Here is a 15,148-nt window from a genome sequence, read left to right as displayed (position 1 = left end):
ACCTTAGCGCTTCGTGTAGACCGTCACGACGGGCGCGCGCAGCAGGCGGCCACCGTCGGTGAACCCGACCACCTCGGTCTCGGCGACCACACCGTCCAGCGCCGGGTCGTCGGTCTTGATCGCGCCGCCGGCCTCGTGCACCGACGGGTCGAACCGCTGCCCGTCCGGCCGCACCGCCTCCACCCCGACGCGGGCCAGCCCTTGTTCGAGGCGCTCGACCACGCCTCCGCTGCGCGCCCGGTCGAGGGCGTAGAGGCAGAGCTGGATCAGCTCCTGCCGGTCGGCCCGCGCCTGTTCGAGCGCTTCCGGGCCGGCGGCGGCCAGATCGGATACACGGTTCACATCGGTGTTGGACGGGGGTTGCGCCGCTGTGGTTCCCTCGACCTCGTCGATGATCTTCGCCAGTTGCGCGCCGGGGATCTGCCCGGTCGGGGAGTCGTCCGCGGACCGGCGCCGGAACCAGGAAGCCACGCTCCTCACCCCCTCCTGATCGGTGTCATCTCAGCTGCTGCCAGATGAGGAAGTACGCCCGGTGCACGACGTGCGCGACGCGGCTCTGCGCGGGCGTCGCGCCGAAGGACGCGAACGACCGCCACCAGCCGGCGCGTTCCAGTGCGTGCGCGGCGAGTTCCGGCCGGGACGCGCCGGGCAGGCCCAGCTGCTCGTCGATGTCGGCGTTGCTGCCCACCCGCAGGACCTCCTCGGCCAGGTCCTCGGGCATGTCGACCGCGCCGGCGACGACCAGGGTGAGCGCCTCCAGCAGCCGCAGCTGGTGCGCCTCGGGCTTGGCCAGCAGCACCTCGATGGCGTCGTGCACGCGCTGCCGCTCCGCCGGATCGCCGGACGCGTGGGCCAGCGCGGTGACCGACGCGAGCGCGGCGGCGGCCTTGATCCCGTCGGCGCGGGCCGCGAAGACCTTGTTCAGGCGGGCGCGGACGGCGTCCAGACCGGAGGCGGCGAGCAGCAGCCTGCGCAGCGCGCCCGCGGTGATCGTCCCGTCGGCGCGGATCGCGTCGATGGCCCGGCGGATGCCGTACAGGTCGAGCTTCTCCAGCAGCCGCAACCGGGTGCCGGCCGGGACATCGCAGTCCCAGCTGGTGAAGATGTCGGCCGCCATCAGCATGGTCTCCAGCGTCGCGTCGTCCAGCGCGGCCAGCTGGCGCAGCGCGTCGGCGTCGGCGGAGGTGAAGTTGCCCGACTCGGCGGACTCGGCGATCAGCCCGATCACCGGCAGCACGTCGGCGACCCGTGGCTTGAGCAGCAGGCCCTGCTTCTCGGCGAGGATCGACGCGGCCTTCCACACGTCACCGTCGGAGCCCTCGACGGACTCCGGCGGGATGGTGTCGGCCTTGTTCAGCACCGCGATCGCGTTGACCGGACCCGCCTCGCGGCTCGCGGTGGCGGCGGTGAACGCGGCGAGCGCCTGCTGGTCGTCGGCGCGCACGCCCTGCGTGACGACGTAGAGCACGGCCTCGGCGCCGGCGACCGCGTTGCGCGAGGTCTCGTCCAGCTCGTCGCCGCCTTCTTCGGCTCGCGCGGCGCCGAGCAGCTGCTCGGTGCGGGACACCGAGGCGGCGTCCAGCGAGCCGAGACCCGGGGTGTCGATCACCGTCATGTCCTGCAGGACCGCGCTGGTCAGGTACGCCTCGATGTGCGAGACCTTGCTGATGTCCACGCCCAGCTCGGCCGGGATCGACCCGTCCGGCGCGAACGGCAGCACCTGCTTGTGACCACCGGCGAACACGACCTCGATGCGGTCGACCGTGCCGTACTGGAAGCGGGTCACCAGGCGGGTGCACTCGCCCACGTCGGTCGGCGCGACCCGTCGCCCGATCAGCGCGTTGACCAGTGTCGACTTGCCGGACTTGATGCGCCCGGCGACCGCGACCTGCAGCGGGGCGCCCAGGCGGCGCAGCACCTCGGCGAACCCGGCGGCGGTGCGGGCGGAGACCTGCGGCTGCAGGCGGCGGCAGAGGTTGGCCACCGACACCGACAGCGGACCGGCCAGTCGGCCCTGATCCGTCGTCGCCGTCACGTCGCCCCCTCCGGTGCCTGCGGTTGTGCCCTCGAATCCTGCCATGAAGCTCGGCCCCAAGTCCCACGTCCGGTGATACCCCGGGATGACGCGGAGTGGACCCCCGCCGACCTAGGGTGAACGGCGTGCGGCGACTGAGCTTGTGGATGCGGGCGCACCCGATGGTCGGGGACGTCCTGCTCACGCTGTTGCTGCTGTTCCTGGACCTGCTGATGCTGGTCGCGCAGGCGAACCGGGACGAGGGCCAGCCGTGGTACGTGGCGATCCCGCTGGACGTCGCGATGGTCGCGCCGGTGGCGTTCCGGCGGAAGTACCCGCTCGTGACGGCCTACGTGATCCTCGCGATCACGGGGCCGCACAGTGCGCTGGAGCTGGGGGTCGGCAGCGCGACGGCGAGCTGCGTCGCGTTGTACACGGTGGTCGTCTACGTAGGGCGGAAGCAGGCGGCGCTGTACCTGGTCGCGCAGGCCGTGGTCAGCCTGCTGCAGATGTGGGCCGGCTGGTCGCCGCAGGGGTGGGCGCCGCTGGTGTTCATCGGGCTGACCTTCGCGTTGTGCTGGGTGCTCGGCGAGTTCGTCGGCGCGCGGCGGGCCTACCACGCGGAGGTGGAGGCGCGGCTGCACCTGCTGGAGACCGAGCGCGACCAGGCCGGGCGGATCGCGGTGGCCGAGGAACGCGGGCGGATCGCGCGGGAACTGCACGACGTGGTGGCGCACGCGGTGAGCGTGATCGTGGTGCAGGCCGACGGGGCGTCGTACGCGTTGCGGTCGAACCCGGAGCAGGCGGAGCGGGCGGTCCGCACGATCTCGGAGACGGGCCGGCAGGCGCTGACCGAGCTGCGGCGGCTGCTGCAGGTGCTGCGCAACGAAGAGGTGGACGGGGAGCCGCGGATCCCGCAGCCGACGGCGGAATCGATGGCGGACCTGGCGGACCGGGTGCGGGCGGCGGGGGTGCCGGTGGAGTTGTCGATCGACGGCGAGCTGGCCGGGCTGCCGGCCGGGGTTTCGCTCGGGGTGTACCGGATCGTGCAGGAGTCGCTGACGAACACGCTCAAGCACGCCGGGCCGGGGGCGCGGGCGCGGGTGCGGGTGCGGCGGACTGAGAACCTGGTGGACGTGGAGATCGTGGACGACGGGGCGGGCAAGGCCAGGGCGCTGGTGCCCGGGCCGGATCTGCCGGGAGGCAACGGGGTGATCGGGATGCGCGAGCGGGCGCACCTGTTCGGCGGGATCCTGCAGGTGGGGCCGCGGCCCGGGGGCGGGTGGCGGGTGCACGCGAGCTTCCCGGTGAGGCTCGACCCGTGATCCGCGTGGTGGTGGTCGACGACCAGGAGCTGATGCGGGTCGGGTTCCGCATGGTGCTGGGCGCGCAGGAGGACATCGACCTGGTCGGCGAGGCCGGGAACGGGTCGGACGCGGTGTCGCTGGCCGGGTCGCTGCGGCCGGACGTGGTGCTGATGGACGTGCGGATGCCGGTGATGGACGGCGTCGAGGCGACGAAGCGGATCGTCGAGGCCGGGACGTCGCGGGTGCTGGTGATGACGACGTTCGACCTGGACGAGTACGTGTACGCGGCGCTGCAGAACGGGGCGAGCGGGTTCCTGCTGAAGGACACGCCGCCGGACCACCTGGTGTCGGCGCTGCGGTCGGTGGCGTCCGGGGACGCGGTGGTGTCGCCGTCGGTGACGCGGCGGCTGCTGGACCGGTTCATGAGCGGCGGCGGCCCGCTGCGCGACGAGGCGGAGCTGAACGCGCTGACCGAGCGGGAGCGCGAGGTGCTGGTGCTCATCGCGAAGGGCCTGTCCAATGTGGAGATCGCGGAGAAGCTCTTCCTGTCGGAGGCGACGGTGAAGACGCACGTGGGCCGGATCCTGGCGAAGCTCGGGCTGCGGGACCGGGTGCAGGCGGTAGTGCTGGCGTATGAGACGGGGTTGATCCGGCCGGGCCAAGCCTGAGGCCGCACCGCGGCGCGACGGTGTACGTCACCGGACGTACGCGCCCGCCCGACCCCGACGAAACGGGTGCCGAAGCTCAGGGGCGATTCAGGGTCATCACCGATCCCCCGCGCGCGGAAATCGCGGGAGGCTACTACCGCAGTCGGGTGGGAAGTTGCAACCACAGGATGACGCGCACGCGTACCCCGATCGGTCAGCATGAGAGCCGCACGGGGAAACAACAGGCTTTGACCAGCAGGGGAGCAACCATGATCGAGGCACGCGGCCTCACGAAACGCTACGGCAAAACGCTCGCCGTCAACGATCTGTCATTCGACGTCGCCCCCGGCGAGGTGACCGGTTTCCTCGGTCCCAACGGTGCCGGGAAATCGACGACCATGCGGATGATCCTGGGCCTGGACAATCCGACCAGCGGCCAGGTGACCATCGGCGGGAAACGTTACACGGAACTGAAGAATCCACTTCGGACCGTCGGCGCGCTGCTCGACGCCAAGTGGGTGCACCCGAACCGCTCGGCACGCGCCCACCTGGCCTGGATGGCGAAGTCCAACCACCTGCCGATGCGCCGGGTGGACGAGGTGCTCGAGATCGTCGGCCTGACCAGCGTGGCCGGCAAGCGCGCGGGCGGGTTCTCGCTGGGCATGTCGCAGCGGCTGGGGATCGCCGCGGCCCTGCTCGGCGACCCGGAGGTGCTGCTGTTCGACGAGCCGGTCAACGGCCTCGACCCGGAAGGCATCCTCTGGATCCGCAAGTTCATGCACCGCCTGGCCGACGAGGGCCGCACCGTCTTCGTCTCCAGCCACCTGCTGTCGGAGATGGCGCTGACCGCCTCCAACCTGGTGGTCATCGGCAAGGGCAAGCTGATCTCGCAGAGCACCACCAAGGAGTTCGTGGCCCGGGCCAGCGAGAACACCGTCAAGGTGCGCAGCCCGCAGCTGGACAAGCTGCGTTCGCTGCTGCCCGCCGACAGCGCCACCGACACCGACGACGGCATCCTGGTGTCCGGGTTGGACAGCGAGAAGATCGGCGAGCTGGCCGCCGGCAACGGCATCGTGCTGCACGAGCTGAGCCCGCAGACGGGTTCGCTGGAGCAGGCGTTCATGCAGATCACGGGCGATTCCGTGGAGTACCACACCGGTCTGGAGACCGCGGCCCGGCACGCTCTCGAGCCGGCGAACTAGGGGAGACGCGAACATCATGACTTTGCTTGCCGTGGAACGGATGAAACTGTTCACCACCCGATCGCCGTGGTGGTGCGCCCTGGTGGCGCTGGCCACCACGATCGGGTTCTCCGCCCTGATCGTCGGCAACGCCGACGACGGCGGGGAGTTCACCGCCACCGTCGCCTCGACCCAGTTCGGCTACAGCTTCGGCATGGCCGTGATCATGGTGCTGGCCGCGCTCGCGGTCACCACCGAGTACCGCTTCGGCACGATCCGCACGACCTTCCAGGCGGTGCCCAACCGCGCCGCCGCGCTGCTCGCGAAGACCACCGTGGTCGCGCTGGTCGCCCTGGCCATCGGCGAGCTGAGCGCGTTCGGCTCGTGGGCGCTGGCGCTGGTGCTCAAGCCGAACGCCCCGCTCGCGCTGGACACCGGCGCGGACTGGATCAACGTGGCCGGGGTCGGCGCGGTCTACGCGCTCGCCGCGGTGATCGCGGTGGCCGTGGGCATCCTGCTCCGCCACAGCGCCGGCGCCATCGCGCTGCTGCTGATCTACGCGCTCGCGGTCGAGGACCTGATCCGGCTGATCCCGGGCATCGGCGACGACATCTACCAGTGGCTGCCATTCAACGTGGCGAACAAGTTCCTCACCGGCGACGGCTTGTCGAACATGGGCCGCAACGCCGAGGCGGGCGCGCCGATGTCCACCGCCGTGCTGTCGCAGGGCTGGTCGCTGGCCTACTTCGCGGCGGTCGCCGTGGCGCTGCTCGCCATCGCGATCGGCACCGCCCGACGACGCGACGCCTGAGACGGACAGACCACCACAGGGAAAGCTCCGGTGGGGACCGGAGCACGGGGAAAGAGAACGGCCCGGGCCACCGAGTTTCGGGGGGTGGCCCGGGCCTTCGCCGTTACCGCATCCGGTGACCGCCGGAAAGGTCGAATCGATTAATCGGATGATGCCGTTACCACCGCTGGGTTAATACCGCGTAAAGCTGCTGTGGTCGGCCTCACAGGAAGCGGACGCACCGCCTCTGACCAGGCATTCTGGAAATACCACGTCAGGCGACTCCACGGAGGTGACCCTTGACGGTGGATATTGATGCCGAAATCGCCGCCCCGCGCACCGCTGCGTATCCGCCCGCTCTGGAACCGCTCGACGCGCTCGAGTGGTCGCAGGCGGTGGAGCTGCCCCGGATCGCGGCCACCGCGACCAGACCGGCCGAGATCCGGCGCGCGTGGATCCACCGCGCCGCCGAGGGTGAAGTGCTCGCGCTGTTCCGCGCCGTGAGTGCCCGGGGCGAGATGATCCCGGCGCCGTGGTGGCTGCGGGCGCTCGCCGAGGGCAGGCTGGATTCGCGGGAGACCGGTTTCCGCATCGAGGACCGGATCGCGCAGCTGCTGTCCCGCCGCCCGGGCTGGGAGTACGTGCCGTGGGCCGCCGACGGCGAGTCCGGGTACTGGGAGTTCATGCCGTCGGAGAACGGCCGCTCCGGGCACAAGATCCCGACCACGATCCTCAACACCAGCCGCCACGACGGGTGGATCGACGTGCTGCCGGCGCACACGGGCACCACGCCGTCGCCGATCGCGGTCGCCGGGGTCGGCGGCCTGCGCTCCCGCTTGGGGGAGTTCGAGGCGGTCCGCTAGGCCAGCTAATTTGGGCGGGTGGAGAGCGAGCAGCAACCCCGCCTGCGGAGTGTCGTCAGCTACGTGCAGCGTGGCGGCCGGATGACGGTCGGCCAGCAGCGCGCCTGGGAACGCCAGTGGGCGGACATGGGGCGCAAGGTGGCCGAGCTGCCGCCCGGTCCGATCGACTTCGCCGAGTGGTTCGGCCGCCCGGCGCCGGTGCTGCTGGAGATCGGCTCCGGCATGGGGGAGACCACCGCGCAGCTCGCGGCCGCCGAGCCGGAGGTCAACTACGTCGCCGTCGAGGTATACGAGGCGGGTCTCGGCCAGCTGATGCTGCGGGCCGAACGCCTCGGCCTGGAGAACCTGCGCCTGCTGCACGGTGACGCGGTGATCGCGCTGACCGAGCACATCGCGCCGGATTCGCTGTCCGGCGTGCGGATCTTCTTCCCCGACCCGTGGCCGAAGAAGCGCCACCACAAGCGCCGCCTGGTGCAGCCGGACTTCGTCAAGCTGGTCGCGTCGCGGCTCGCGCCCGGCGGGATCCTGCACCTGGCCACCGACTGGGAGCACTACGCCGAGCAAATGCTCGAGGTGTGCTCGGCCGAGCCCGCGTTGCGCAACCGGTTCGACGACTGGGCGCCGCGGCCGGGCTGGCGTCCGGTGACGAAGTTCGAGCAGCGGGCCGACCAGGAGGGCCGGATCAGCCGCGACCTGATCTTCGAACGCGTGGGCTGACCGGCCGCCCCTCCCCCGACGAAGGGGCGGCCGGAGGCGCTCATTCGTCGGCGAGCGGTTCCGCGCGCACCCGGTTCAGGGCCGGCGTGCAGACCGACGCGGCGAGCACGGCCACGGCGAACCCGAGCACCACCGGCGCGGCCAGCCAGGGGCTGATCACCGCCGAGGCGTTCCGGGATTCCTGAATGATCGAGAACAACCCGAGCCCCGCGATCATTCCCAGCACCCCGGACCCGATCGTGGCGACCAGCGCGGGCAGCGCGGCCTCCATCCGCAGCGCCCTGGCGAGCACCCGGGTCGGCGTGCCCGCCGCCATCAGCGCCCCGAACGTGCGGCGGCGGTCCATCACCGATCCGGCGGTCGCGATCGCCGCGCTGCACCCGGCCAGGATCGCCGCGACGGTCACCCCGATGACCGTGACGCGACGCAGGTCGTCCAGCTGGTCGCGCTGTCCGTCCAGGTACAGCTCCCGGCTGTACACGTCCTCCCCGCCGGCCGCGCCGACCAGCGCGGTCCGCACCATCTCCCGGTCGGCCGGGGTGGTGTCGACGGCGATCTTCGAGTACTCCGGCACGATCCCGGCCGGCATCACGGCCGGGTCGATCAGCACCGGCGCCCACCCGTCGCCGTCGTTCCGCATGACCGGCTTGACCGTGGTGCCCCGCGCGAACGGCACGCCAGGGGCGTCGTAGGTGCCCGACACCTGGAAGCCGCCCAGTTCCAGCTCGTAGGTGCTGTAGATCCCCGGCCCGGTGCAGGTGGCCGAGAGGCGGTACAGCTTGACCCCGTCGGCGCAGGAGACGACCACGCCCGTGTAGCTGGATCCGTTCACCGACTTCAGCGTCACCTCCGGCATCGACACCACGCGGGCGGGCAGGTTGTACCGCTCGAGCGTGGCGTTGGCCTGGCCGGCGATCGCCACGGACCGTTCACCGGAGGCGTCCACCGACAGCACCGAGTCGCGGAAGGTCCCGCCGCCGCCGGTCATCGCGTCGAAGCTGGGCATCAGGGTCAGCGCCATCGATCCGGTGAACACGGCGAGCACGACCCCGGCCGAGGCGCGGTAGGCGCCGCGTGGGTCGTTGCGCAGCCGGCGGCCGGCCAGCAGCGCGGACGGCTTGCGCCACCGGCTGACGAAGAACCCGCCGATCACCGCCGTGACGTACGGCCCGACCAGCATCGCCGAGGCGATCATCAGCCCGAGGCCGAGCAGGATCAGGTTGACGTCGTGGCCCTGCTCGATGGCGACGAAGAAGAACAGCGCGGTCGCGGGCAACGAGAGCAGCCGCCACCACCGCAGCGGTTTCGGCGTGTGCTGCACGACCGCCCCGACCGGGTTGCTCACCACGCGCCGCAGCCCGAACACGGCGGCCAGCAGCACCAGCGCCGGCACCGCGACCAGCACGAACACGGTCAGCCCGATCGGCACGCGGAAGTCGCCCGCCAGCCACGTGCCGCCGTCCCACGGCACGAGCCGGGCCAGCGACCACAGCAACGGGCTGATCGCCCAGCCGATCAACGCACCCGCGACGGCCGCGATCCCGGTCTCGGCCGCGGTGATCGACACGACCTGCCCCGGCGTCGCCCCCGCCAGGCGCAGGGCGGCCAGCCGCCGCTCCCGCCGGGCCGCGATCAGCCGCGCCGAGGAGGCCACCAGCACGAGGCTCGGCACCAGCAGCACCACGACACCGACGCCGGCGAGCAGGGTCAGCAGGCCGTCCACCTGCGCGTCGGAAGGCGGGACGAACCCGTTCCGCTGGTTCGCGGACACCGGCATCGTCTCCGGCGTGTGCCCGACGAGCGCGACGAGCTGGTCCGGGTAACGCAGGGCGTCCTCGGTGAGGGTGCCGACCACCTTGCCCGGGAACCGGTCGGCCAGCTGCGACGCCGGGAGCCGGTGCATCGCCTGGAACAGCTCCGGCGACACCAGCACCTCACCGGGCGCCGGGAACTTCGGCACCCCGGCCGGCAGGCTCACCCCGCCGGCGAGCTGGGCCACGTCGACCCGGTCGATCTGCCTGCCGTCGAAGAAGTCGGTGCTGGTCGAGATCGACAGGGTCGGCGCGCCGTCGACGCGCGAGCCGTACGCCTCCTGCCACACCGCGCGTTCGGCGCGCGCCTGCGTGGCGAAGGGCAGGCTCAGCAGCAGGAGCACCAGACCCGTGGCCACCGCGACCCCCACCGCGGTGAGCAGGGTGGCGGTCCGGGTCCGGCGGTCGGCCCGCAGCACCTTGAACGCCAGCTGGACCGGGTTCACGAAAGCACCCCCACCTGCTCCGCGATCCGCCCGTCCCGGATGGTCACCGTGCGCGGCAGCGACGCGGCCAGTTCCACGTCGTGCGTCACGATGACCACCGAAGTGCCCGCGTCCGAGGCCGCGACCAGCAGGGCGTCCATGGTGTCCTTGCCGGTGCGGGTGTCCAGCGCACCGGTCGGCTCGTCGGCGAAGATCACCTTCGGCCGGTGGGTGAGCGCGCGGGCGATCGCCACGCGCTGGGCCTGGCCGCCGGACAGCTCGCCGGGGCGGGACCCCTCCCGGCCCCGCAGCCCGAGCCGGCCCAGCCACTCCCGCGCCGCGCCGATCGCGTCCCGCCGCTTGGCGCCCCCGAGCAGCATCGGCAGCGCCACGTTCTCCTCGGCGGACAGTTCGGCGACGAGCATCCCCTGCTGGAACACGAACCCGAACTCGGTGCGCCGCAGCTCGCTGCGCTTCGTTTCGGACAGCTGCTCGATGCGCTGACCGTTCAGCGTGATCTGGCCGCCGTCCGGCCGCAGGATCCCGGCCAGCACGTGCAGCAGCGACGTCTTGCCCGATCCGGACGGGCCGACGACCGCGAGCGCCTCCCCGGCGTGGATGTCGATGTCCACCCCGGCCAGCGCGACCTGCTCGCCGTACCGCTTGACGAGCCCCCGCCCGGACAGCACGACGCTCCCTTGTGGAGTCATGAACGTATCCCCTTTCGGTGTTCCCGCAGAGCAGGTTCACAGGCCGGGCGGGGTGCCCGGATCGGCCGATCGGCCGATACCGGGTGGCCGGGCGGCCAAGGTGCGCGGGCGGGCGCAGCCGCTACCGTTCGGTTGTGCCGTTCTCCGATCGCGTGACCTCGGCCTGGCGATGGCTGGGGCTCGAAGGCGTTCTACTGGTCGCCGCCTTCGTGTGCGATCTGGCCGTCGTGCTGCCGGCCAGTGTCGACTTGGCCGGGCCACGCGGGCGGGACCTCCTGCTGCTGCCCGGGATGATCGTGCTGGGCGCGTGCGCGCTGTGGGCCCGGACCCGGCCCGCGGTCGCGGTGTTCGCCGGCGCCGCCACTGTGTTCGCGTCGACGTTCCTGATCCGCGTGACCGACGCGGCGGCCTACACCACGCTGCTGAGCAACGTGTCGCTGAGCGAGACCGTCGCCGGCCTCGAGCTGGTGTTCTTCTGCGTCCGGCGGGTGCGGTGGGCGGAATCCCTCATCGGCACCGGCACGCTGGTGCTCGCCGGGTTGTTCGCGGCCTTCCAGCGCACCGGCTCGGGCAGCCGCAGCCTGGGCGAGACGCTGCTGCTCGGGATGGTGCTGCTGGTCGCCACGGTGCTCGCGGCGCTGCACTTCCGGCGCGGCGATGCCCCGCGCGCGGAAAGCCCGATGCGCGACCTGGTGCGCGAGCAGTGGCCGCTGATCGGCGGGCTCAGCCTGCCCGTGTTCCTGGAGCTGTACCAGGCGCTGGACAGCGACGTCCGCGCGCTTCCCGCCCTGGCCTGCTCGCTCGCCGCGGCCGCCACGACCGTGTACGCGACCCGGCGCCCGCTGCGGGCGGGACTGCTGCTCGCCGGGATCATCTTCGTCACGTCGGCGGCGCTGTGGGTCGCGCCGCGGCAGTACCTGGTGGGCTACGGCGCGCTGCCGCTCACCGAGGTCATCGCCGGGATCATCATCGTGGTCCTGCTGGTCCGCTCGGTCGAGCCGAAGCGGGCGTGGGGCGCGATCACGCTGATGTCGGCCGCGGTCGCGTTCACCACGCTGACGAACCTGGCCAGCGGTCGCGGCCGGATGAACATGGCCGACCTGCGGGACGCCGTCATCGCCGCGGTGCTCGTGCTGGGCATCGCGGTGGCCGCCGGGCTGTACCTGCGGGCACGCGACTCCGAGCGGCGCAAGGTGGTCGAGGCCGCGGTCGCCGACGCGCAGAACTCCGAGCGCATGGCGCTGGCGCGGGAACTGCACGACCTGGTGGCGCACCACGTCACCGGCATCATCGTGCAGGCGCAGGCGGCGAAGGTGATCGCCGACCAGAACCCGAAGGTCGCGCTGGAGGTCATCGAACGCATCGAGGCGGCGGGCACCGAGGCGATGACCGCGATGCGGCGGCTGGTGGGCAGCATGCGCGCCGGCGCGGACGCGGTCACCGACCACGCCACCATGGACCTGGACGCGGACCTGCGGCGGCTGGTGGAGTCCGGGCACCACGGGGTCCCGGTGCGGGCCGACGTGCGGGTGCCCAGGGACCTGCCGCAGGAGGTGGCCCGATCGGCGCTGAGGCTGGTCCAGGAGTCGCTGACGAACATCGGCAAGCACGCGGCCGGTGCGACGCGGGCGTGCCTGCTGGCCGAGGTCCGCGACGGCGAGCTGCACATCCGGGTGGCCGACGACGGCCGCCAGGTGGCGGCGCGACCGGCGGGAGGATCGGGCGGCTACGGTCTCGTCGGGATGCGCGAGCGGGTCGAGCTGCTGCACGGCCGGCTCGCCGCGGGCCCGGCGCCGGACGGGGGCTGGGTCGTGGAGGCGTGGTTGCCGGTGGAGGAAGAAGCTTGATTCGCGTACTGATCGCCGACGACCAGAGCATGGTGCGGATGGGGTTCCGGATGATCCTCGACGCCCAGGACGACATCGAGGTGGTCGCCGACGTCGAGGACGGCGTGGCGGCGGTGACGAAGGCACGCGAACTGCGGCCGGACGTGTGCCTGCTGGACATCCGGATGCCCGGGCTGGACGGCCTGGAGGTGACGCGCCAGCTGGCCGGGCCGGACGTGGCCGATCCGCTGAAGGTGGTCGTGGTGACCACGTTCGACCTGGACGAGTACGTGCACACGGCTCTGCGCAACGGCGCGAGCGGTTTCCTGCTCAAGGACGCCGGCCCGGCGCTGCTGATCGAGGCGATCCGGGCCGCCCACCGCGGGGACGCGCTGGTGTCGCCGCAGGTGACGGTGCGGCTGCTGAAGCACTTCGAAGGCGCGTCCGCCCGGCGGTCGGCGAAGCCGCCGAAGGAACCGCTGACCGCGCGCGAGCTGGACGTGGTCAAGGCGGCGGCGCGGGGCCTGACGAACACCGAGATCGGCGCCGAGCTGTACATGTCCCTGTCCACGGTGAAAACGCACCTGGCCGCGGTGCAGGGCAAGGTCGGGGCGCGCAACCGCGTCGAAGTCGCAGCCTGGGCGTGGCGCAGCGGGTTGATGGACTAGCCGCGCGGGGTGCAGGCTGGCGACCGTGAAGCGCAGTGCGGCGCTGGTGGCCGCGGTCGTCGTGACAACCGGTCTCGCCGCCTGCTCGACCACGGTCAGCGGCAGGCCGACGCCGGCGCCGCGGACCACGAGCCAGGCACCCACCCCGCTGGATTCGCTGGACGCGTGCGCCGTGCTCGACCAGTTGCTCGCGGGGCAGGGGTTCACACCCGGCCAGCGGATCGGCGCCGGGAACGAGTGCGGCGCGACGAAACCCGGCTACGGCACGGTGAGCATCGCGCTGGATCCGGAGCGGGCGGACGCCCCGGGGACACCGCTCGAGGTCAACGGCCGCAAGGCGCTGATCGGCCAGTTCACCGGCCCCGGGACGTGCGAGGTCGTGCTCGAGGTGACCGAACACGCCCGCGCCGCGACGACCGTCGTGTTGCTCTCCGGCGATCTGCAGGACGAAGCGTGCGCCGCGGCCGAAGACCTGGCGACGAGCCTGGAACCGCTGCTGCCGCGGTGAGTCACTGCGCCGTCCAGCCGCCGTCGACGGGGAGCAGGGCGCCGGTGACGAAGCTCGCCGCGTCGGAGGCCAGGAACGCGACCGCTTCGGCGACCTCGGCGGGGCGGCCGATGCGGCCGATCGGGTGGGCGGGGCCGAACGAGGCGAGCATCTCGCGTCCGTTGTCGACCACGCCGTCCATGATGTCGGTGTCGATGACGCCCGGCAGGACGGCGTTCGAGCGGATCCCGGCCGGCCCGCCTTCGATCGCCAGCACACGGGTCATCTGGGCGAGCGCGCCCTTCGACGCGGCGTAGGCGGTCTGCGTCTCGAACGCGACCACCGACGACACCGACGCGATCGAGACGATCGAGCCGCCACCCGCGGCCGCCATCACCCGGAACGCCTCCCGCGCCTGCACGAAGTTGCCGCGCGCGTTGACCCGCAGGATCGCCTCGAAGTCCGCCACGCTGGTCTCGGTGATCGGCTTGTTCAGCGTCCGGCCGGCGTTGTTGACCAGCACGTCCAGCCGCCCGAACCGCTCCACCGCCAACGTCATCGTCGCCGCGGCCAGCTCCTCGTCGGCGACGTCACCGGTCAGCACGGCCACGTCGTCGGCGGCCAGCTCGTGCACGGACTCCCGCAGGTCGGTGACGACGAGGCGGGCGCCCCGCACACGCAGCAGCTCGGCACACGCACGGCCGATGCCGCGGGCGGCGCCGGTGACGACGGCGACCCGTCCGGTGAGATCGAAGTTGTTCATGCCACCGACGGTGGCCTCCCGGAGCGGGACGTGGCAGGGCACGGTCTTCCTGGGAGCGCCGCACCCAGGTAGCGCCGCCGCCGGCGGCTTACGATCGCGGCATGGCACGGTCCGAACTCGGCGACTTCCTCGCCGCCCGGCGGTCCCAGGTGCGCCCGGACGAGGTCAACCTCCCCAGCACCGGGCAGCGCCGGGTGCCCGGCCTGCGGCGCGAGGAGGTGGCGCTGCTGGCCGGCGTCAGCGTGGACTACTACGTGCGCCTGGAGCAGGGCCGCGAGCGCACCCCGTCGGCGCAGGTGGTCGACGCGCTGGCGGCCGCGCTCCGGCTCGCCGAGGACGGCCGCGAGCACCTGTTCCGCCTCGCCGGGCTCGGCCCGCGGACCCGGCTCGCCGCGGTGCCCGCCAGGGTCGACCCGAGCCTGCTGCAGCTGATGAGCGCCTGGCCGGACAACCCCGCGATCGTCTACAACCTCGCCTACGACGTGCTCGCCTCCAACGCGATCGCCGACGCGCTGTTCCACGACTGGGCGCACTCGCGCAACCTGATGCACGTCGTGTTCACCGATCCGGCGGCGCGCACGTTCTACCGGGACTGGCACGAGGTCGCACGCAACTCGGTCGCCGGTTTCCGGCTCGGCTACGGCAAGAACCCGGACGATCCGCGGGTCCGGCAGGTCCTCGCCGAGCTGCTCGAGCGCAGCCCCGAGTTCACCGAGCTGTGGACCGGTCAGGACGCCCGCGGCAAGAGCCTGGCGCACAAGGAGTTCGTGCACCGCGAGGTCGGTCCGCTGACGCTGACCATGCAGACCTTCGACGTGCGGTCCAGTCCGGGGCAGGAGCTGGTCGTCTACCACGCCGAACCGGGCTCACCGAGCAGCGCGGCACTCGCCCTGCTCGGGTCGCTCGCCGCGACCTCCCGGCAGGAGACCTAGAATCCCG

15 protein-coding genes are annotated in these 15,148 nt (G+C 72.2%); 10 read left to right on the top strand and 5 right to left on the bottom strand.

Annotation, left to right across the window (positions count from 1 at the left end):
• Positions 1-3: 3 nt before the first annotated feature.
• Entirely contained in the window at positions 4-480 is a 477-nt protein-coding gene (gene grpE / locus IE290_RS25385) for a nucleotide exchange factor GrpE (protein ID WP_191247184.1), read from the bottom strand.
• Between the two features lie 16 nt (positions 481-496).
• Entirely contained in the window at positions 497-2,080 is a 1,584-nt protein-coding gene (locus IE290_RS25380; RefSeq protein ID WP_191247183.1) for a dynamin family protein, read from the bottom strand.
• A gap of 101 nt (positions 2,081-2,181) precedes the next feature.
• Between IE290_RS25380 and IE290_RS25375 the strand changes: the two genes are divergently transcribed.
• From IE290_RS25375 to trmB, 6 genes are all read left to right on the top strand, one after another.
• On the top strand, positions 2,182-3,339 hold the full coding sequence (locus IE290_RS25375; protein WP_444541896.1) for a sensor histidine kinase: 1,158 nt from the start codon (positions 2,182-2,184) through the stop codon (positions 3,337-3,339).
• A complete protein-coding gene (locus IE290_RS25370; RefSeq protein ID WP_191247182.1) occupies positions 3,336-3,989 on the top strand; it encodes a response regulator in 654 nt (217 codons plus the stop codon). Before IE290_RS25375 ends, IE290_RS25370 begins: the two co-directional genes overlap by 4 nt.
• Before the next feature lie 248 nt (positions 3,990-4,237).
• Positions 4,238-5,170, top strand: a complete 933-nt coding sequence (locus tag IE290_RS25365; protein ID WP_191247181.1) for an ABC transporter ATP-binding protein — start codon at positions 4,238-4,240, stop codon at positions 5,168-5,170.
• A gap of 16 nt (positions 5,171-5,186) precedes the next feature.
• Positions 5,187-5,960 carry an ABC transporter permease gene (locus IE290_RS25360; protein ID WP_191247180.1) on the top strand — a complete coding sequence of 258 codons (774 nt, stop codon included), beginning with the start codon at positions 5,187-5,189 and terminating at the stop codon, positions 5,958-5,960.
• A 278-nt stretch (positions 5,961-6,238) separates the two neighbouring features.
• Positions 6,239-6,802, top strand: a complete 564-nt coding sequence (locus tag IE290_RS25355; protein WP_191247179.1) for a hypothetical protein — start codon at positions 6,239-6,241, stop codon at positions 6,800-6,802.
• A gap of 18 nt (positions 6,803-6,820) precedes the next feature.
• Positions 6,821-7,519 (top strand): tRNA (guanosine(46)-N7)-methyltransferase TrmB, encoded by a 699-nt coding sequence (trmB, locus tag IE290_RS25350; protein WP_191247178.1) that lies wholly within the window; start codon positions 6,821-6,823, stop codon positions 7,517-7,519.
• 40 nt (positions 7,520-7,559) lie between these two features.
• Here the strand turns inward: trmB and IE290_RS25345 are convergent, their stop codons facing one another.
• The gene (locus IE290_RS25345; RefSeq protein WP_191247177.1) at positions 7,560-9,776 is read right to left on the bottom strand and encodes an FtsX-like permease family protein; all 2,217 of its coding nucleotides are present in this window, start codon (positions 9,774-9,776) and stop codon (positions 7,560-7,562) included.
• Positions 9,773-10,465 carry an ABC transporter ATP-binding protein gene (locus IE290_RS25340; RefSeq protein WP_191247176.1) on the bottom strand — a complete coding sequence of 231 codons (693 nt, stop codon included), beginning with the start codon at positions 10,463-10,465 and terminating at the stop codon, positions 9,773-9,775. The genes IE290_RS25345 and IE290_RS25340 overlap by 4 nt, the downstream gene beginning before the upstream one ends.
• Before the next feature lie 134 nt (positions 10,466-10,599).
• Here IE290_RS25340 and IE290_RS25335 point away from each other — a divergent pair, with 134 nt between their 5' ends.
• Genes IE290_RS25335 through IE290_RS25325 form a run of 3 tightly spaced genes read left to right on the top strand, consistent with a single transcriptional unit; the run spans position 10,600 to position 13,467 of the window.
• Positions 10,600-12,312, top strand: a complete 1,713-nt coding sequence (locus IE290_RS25335; protein ID WP_191247175.1) for a sensor histidine kinase — start codon at positions 10,600-10,602, stop codon at positions 12,310-12,312.
• Positions 12,309-12,959 (top strand): response regulator, encoded by a 651-nt coding sequence (locus IE290_RS25330; RefSeq protein WP_191247174.1) that lies wholly within the window; start codon positions 12,309-12,311, stop codon positions 12,957-12,959. The genes IE290_RS25335 and IE290_RS25330 overlap by 4 nt, the downstream gene beginning before the upstream one ends.
• 25 nt (positions 12,960-12,984) lie before the next feature.
• The gene (locus IE290_RS25325; protein ID WP_191247173.1) at positions 12,985-13,467 is read left to right on the top strand and encodes a DUF3558 family protein; all 483 of its coding nucleotides are present in this window, start codon (positions 12,985-12,987) and stop codon (positions 13,465-13,467) included.
• 1 nt (position 13,468) lies between these two features.
• On the opposite strand, the gene IE290_RS25320 is transcribed toward IE290_RS25325, so the two are convergent.
• Positions 13,469-14,209, bottom strand: coding sequence for an SDR family NAD(P)-dependent oxidoreductase (locus IE290_RS25320; protein WP_191247172.1), 741 nt, complete (start codon positions 14,207-14,209; stop codon positions 13,469-13,471).
• A gap of 101 nt (positions 14,210-14,310) precedes the next feature.
• Here IE290_RS25320 and IE290_RS25315 point away from each other — a divergent pair, with 101 nt between their 5' ends.
• Positions 14,311-15,141 carry a helix-turn-helix domain-containing protein gene (locus IE290_RS25315; protein ID WP_191247171.1) on the top strand — a complete coding sequence of 277 codons (831 nt, stop codon included), beginning with the start codon at positions 14,311-14,313 and terminating at the stop codon, positions 15,139-15,141.
• Positions 15,142-15,148 lie beyond the last annotated feature (7 nt).

Source organism: Amycolatopsis deserti (genome assembly GCF_014653945.1).
GTDB lineage: Bacteria > Actinomycetota > Actinomycetes > Mycobacteriales > Pseudonocardiaceae > Amycolatopsis_E > Amycolatopsis_E deserti.
Note: the sequence above shows the minus strand (reverse complement) of the source record. Positions and strands in the feature narration are given on the sequence as shown.

What these genes read in the sequence shown, in the direction of transcription:
- IE290_RS25380 (WP_191247183.1), bottom strand. Translation starts at nt 2,080, where the DNA reads ATGGCAGGATTCGAGGGCACAACCGCAGGCACCGGAGGGGGCGACGTG.
- IE290_RS25375 (WP_444541896.1), top strand. Translation starts at nt 2,182, where the DNA reads ATGCGGGCGCACCCGATGGTCGGGGACGTCCTGCTCACGCTGTTGCTG.
- IE290_RS25365 (WP_191247181.1), top strand. Translation starts at nt 4,238, where the DNA reads ATGATCGAGGCACGCGGCCTCACGAAACGCTACGGCAAAACGCTCGCC.
- IE290_RS25360 (WP_191247180.1), top strand. Translation starts at nt 5,187, where the DNA reads ATGACTTTGCTTGCCGTGGAACGGATGAAACTGTTCACCACCCGATCG.
- IE290_RS25340 (WP_191247176.1), bottom strand. Translation starts at nt 10,465, where the DNA reads ATGACTCCACAAGGGAGCGTCGTGCTGTCCGGGCGGGGGCTCGTCAAG.
- IE290_RS25320 (WP_191247172.1), bottom strand. Translation starts at nt 14,209, where the DNA reads ATGAACAACTTCGATCTCACCGGACGGGTCGCCGTCGTCACCGGCGCC.
- IE290_RS25315 (WP_191247171.1), top strand. Translation starts at nt 14,311, where the DNA reads ATGGCACGGTCCGAACTCGGCGACTTCCTCGCCGCCCGGCGGTCCCAG.